This window comes from Sphingopyxis sp., from assembly GCF_036402335.1.
GTDB lineage: Bacteria > Pseudomonadota > Alphaproteobacteria > Sphingomonadales > Sphingomonadaceae > Sphingopyxis.
The window spans coordinates 1-3573 of sequence record NZ_DASWTD010000463.1 but is presented as its reverse complement, the minus strand read 5'-3'; the positions used below and the strand labels follow the sequence as shown (position 1 = coordinate 3573).

Here is a 3573-nt window from a genome sequence, read left to right as displayed (position 1 = left end):
TGGCCTGGGCATAATGTCCGCCGGGCGGAGGGGCGGCCGCGCACCGGATTTCGGTCATTCTCTGTATCATCGTCTCGATCTCCGAAACCGCTACCACCCGCCGACGCGGGGCCATTGCCCGTCAGGCCGGCCGGCGCGCAGTACATGGTAAAAGGGATAGGCCGCGCAGGTCAGGCAGGCATGGTTGGGGAGGATGCGAACGAGGCTGCCGATCGGCAGGCGCGCGAACCAGCTTTCGTCGGGCACCGGCACCGAACCATGTTCCTGATGCACCGTTTCGACCGCCAGCGTGCCGAGCGGCGCGAGCGTCGAGGCGTCGCAAACCAGCCCGTATCCCGCCTCGGGCATGAAGCGCCGGGCGCCGATGTCCTTGGACAGGGCGAGGGCGCCGGCGTCGAGGATAAGGCTGGGGCCGCGACGCTGGTGACCGATCACGGTAGCGAGGACCGAAATCGCCATGTCGTCTTCGGCGCAGATCCGGCGCGACAGCTGTGAGAGATCCCAGAACAGGTAGATGCCCGCGCGGACCTCGGTAACGCCCGTCGAGTGCGCGGCAAAAAGCGCGGTTGGGGTCGACCCGACGCTGACGACGGGGCAGGGGTGACCATGGGAGCGCAGGAGGTCGGCCGATGCGACGGCGGCGAATCGCTCGACCTCGGCCAGTTCCCTGATCGCCGCTGGATCGTCGAAGGCATAGGAATGTCCGGCGTGGGTCATCACCCCGGCGAGGTCCAGATATGGCGCATCGGCCGCGATCGCGGCGGCGATGGCGAGAAGCTCCGCCGATGCGGGCTCGGCGCCACTGCGATGTTCGCCGCAGTCGACCTCGATCAGCAGGCTGAAGCGCGCGTCGAGCGACCTTGCCTCGCGCCCGATGGCGCGGGCCGCTTCGAGCTCGTCGACGACGATCAGCAGGCGCGCGCCATGTTCGCGCTGAATCCGCGCCGCGCGGGCCAGTTTCGCAGGAGCGATCGCGGTCGAATAAAGGATGTCGCGCCACCCCGCCGCCGCAAAATACTCGGCTTCGGCGAGTGTGGACACGGTGATCGGTCCCGCTACGCCGCCTGCGGCGACGCGCGCCACGTCCAGCGACTTGGCGGTCTTCAGATGCGGCCGGAGCATGACACCCAGCGCGTCGCAGCGCGCGCGCATTTTTGCCGCATTCCGTTCCAGCCGGTCCGCATCGAGCAGCAGGCATGGCGTCTCCAGTCCCTCGAAAATTCCGTGCTCGCTCATCGCACAAGCTCCTCGAGCGGATACAGGCTATCCGCAATCAAAAACGGCCGGGCGCGGTCGGCGACGAACGGCAGTCCCGCGCGATTATGCCAGAAGACCGGCATGCCGACACGTGCCGCGCCGGGAATGTCGGCAGGCGAACCCGCGACGAATAGCGTTCGGGACGGATCGGTGCCGAGCCGGTCGAGCGCCGCGCGATAAGACTCTGGCCGCGGCTTGTAATAGCCGGTTTCTTCGGACGTCACGACGACCGAAAAGGGAACGCCGACCCGTTCGGCCGCGCGTCGTCCGAGCGTGATCGAGCAGTTGGTGACGACACCGAGCCGGACACCGCGCGCCGCAAGGTCGCTCAGCAAGGCTGGCGCCTCAGGCCACGGCTGGAGGGTGTCCCACCTTGCGGCCAGCGCGTCGGCGGCCGATGCCGGTACCTCCGCTTTGTCAGCCGCTTCGCGAACCAGATCCTCATAGGGGCGATACATGCCGCAACCGTAAGTGAGTTCGAGATAGGCACGGCGCCAGCGAAGGCCGTCGGCTTCCGATCCGGCGGCGTGGTTCCAGACCGACCATGAATCGAGAAGGGCGGTAAGCAGGTCGAAAAGGACGGCTTCGACCGGGGCGATCTGTTTCATGTTCGGTATCCAGCCTGTTCTTCGTCTGACTTGGGTGCCCTTGCTCCCCCGTCGAGGACGACAAGGGCGGCGCGTTCATGCGGCCGGCACAAACCAATGCCTTGGCCACGCCAGCGATTACCAAGCTGGTCGGTGCACAGGCCAATGCCTGTTGCGGATGGTTTCATGCCAACCGGTGCATAGCCCCCGGAACCCCGGCCTATACGGTCGCCAGCTTCCATAAGGCTTCAGCCGACTGTGATTGCCGGGCGCGCGGCCGATACAGGCGAATGTCGACGGGTATGTCCCAGCTGGCATCACCCGCCCGGACCAGCGAGCCTTTTGCAAGCTCGTCCGCGACAATGGTGCGCGGAAGCCACGCCAGACCCTTTCCGTCCTTTGCCATGCGGGCGAGCACGAGGGTATGCGAAGTGAAAACCGGATTGAGGCTCGCCGCCATCGCCCTTGCCCCGGTCATGGCCGACACGATGCGGCCCATTCCGGACTCGGCTTCATAGGCGAGCAGGTCGATCGCGCCGTTGGCGTCGTCCGTCACGGAGTGGAGCGGGGATCCATCGGTTTCGCCCGGCGCGCTGACAGGCACAAGCGCGTCGGCACCGAGCGATATGAACTGAAAGCCCGGTCCGTCCAGGACCGAAGCGGCATCGGGATGATAGTGACACAGGCAGAAATGCGCCTGGCCGTTCTGCATGACCCTTTCGGAGGCCCCCATATTATCGGCGGTCATCTGGATCAGTAGCGCGGTCTCCGTCATCGCCTGCAATTTCGCGAGCCACTGCGGAAAGAAGTTGAGCGCCAGGGCGTGCGTGACCCTGATCCTGATCGTCGAAGCCGACGTTCCGGCGATCTCCCGCACTTCCAGTCGCCCGTGTTCGACATCGCGCAGGACCGTCTCGGCGATCGCGGCGAAGCGCTTGCCGGCCGGGGTCAATCCGATCTGGTGGGTCCGGCGATCGACGAGTTCGACGCCGACCCACTCCTCCAGAGCCCTGATACGGCGACTGAAGGCGGGTTGGGTCACCGATCGCTCTTCGGCGGCGCGCGAGAAGTTCGCGGTGCGGGCGAGAGTGCCGAAGTCTTCAAACCATGTCAGTTCCATCGTTCGATCTATCTCTTTGGTAGCTCCGGATTGTCGCTTCCGCTTCTCGTCCTCATCCGGGCAAGTGGCAAGTCGTCGGTCGCTGAAATGCGGCTCCATTCGGGTTGGGCATGGATTGATCCATATCCGGCATTGGCTCTCGCCGCGGTGAAGCGCCAGTCTTCAGGTGGCGCAATGTCAGTGCCACAGCGCTTGTTTCGGCGGCGCGCGCGAGACAGGTTTGACCAAGGGGGTTTTCAGAATGCATTTCGGTATTGGGCGGCCGTCGCTGCATCGACGCAACAAGCGCGCAGCCATGTTTTTGGCTGTGATCGTTTGCGTGGGGGCGGCACTCGGGCTGCCGCTGGAAGCACGGACCAATGCTGCCGATACGGCGCGATTGGTCGACCTTGTCCCGCGGAGCGTGCTTTTCCGTTCGCCGACCTATTCCGAAATGCAGATCAGCCCCGACGGCAAACAGCTAGCTTACTTCCATCCGCTGAACGGTGTCCTGAACATCTGGGTCGCGCCGATCGACGATCTTGCTTCGGCCGTCGCCATCACCCGCTTCGACACGCGGCCGCCCGACAGCTTCCAGTGGAGCGCTGACGGGCGCTTCATTCTGATCCT

At 65.2% G+C, this 3573-nt stretch carries 4 protein-coding genes; 1 reads left to right on the top strand and 3 read right to left on the bottom strand.

The features are described 5' to 3' along the window. Positions 1–90: 90 nt before the first annotated feature. The 3 genes from VGD20_RS15080 to VGD20_RS15070 all read right to left on the bottom strand — a co-directional run bounded on the left by VGD20_RS15080 (position 91) and on the right by VGD20_RS15070 (position 2964). Positions 91–1236 carry an alanine racemase gene (locus VGD20_RS15080; RefSeq protein ID WP_331135230.1) on the bottom strand — a complete coding sequence of 382 codons (1146 nt, stop codon included), beginning with the start codon at positions 1234–1236 and terminating at the stop codon, positions 91–93. Further along, positions 1233–1865, bottom strand: a complete 633-nt coding sequence (locus VGD20_RS15075) for an HAD-IA family hydrolase (RefSeq protein ID WP_331135229.1) — start codon at positions 1863–1865, stop codon at positions 1233–1235. The genes VGD20_RS15080 and VGD20_RS15075 overlap by 4 nt, the downstream gene beginning before the upstream one ends. A gap of 199 nt (positions 1866–2064) precedes the next feature. After that, the gene (locus tag VGD20_RS15070; RefSeq protein WP_331135228.1) at positions 2065–2964 is read right to left on the bottom strand and encodes a LysR substrate-binding domain-containing protein; all 900 of its coding nucleotides are present in this window, start codon (positions 2962–2964) and stop codon (positions 2065–2067) included. Between the two features lie 319 nt (positions 2965–3283). On the opposite strand from VGD20_RS15070, the gene VGD20_RS15065 reads away from it, so the two are divergent. After that, a partial coding sequence (locus tag VGD20_RS15065) for a TolB family protein (protein WP_414714581.1) occupies positions 3284–3573 on the top strand: 290 nt, incomplete at its 3' end.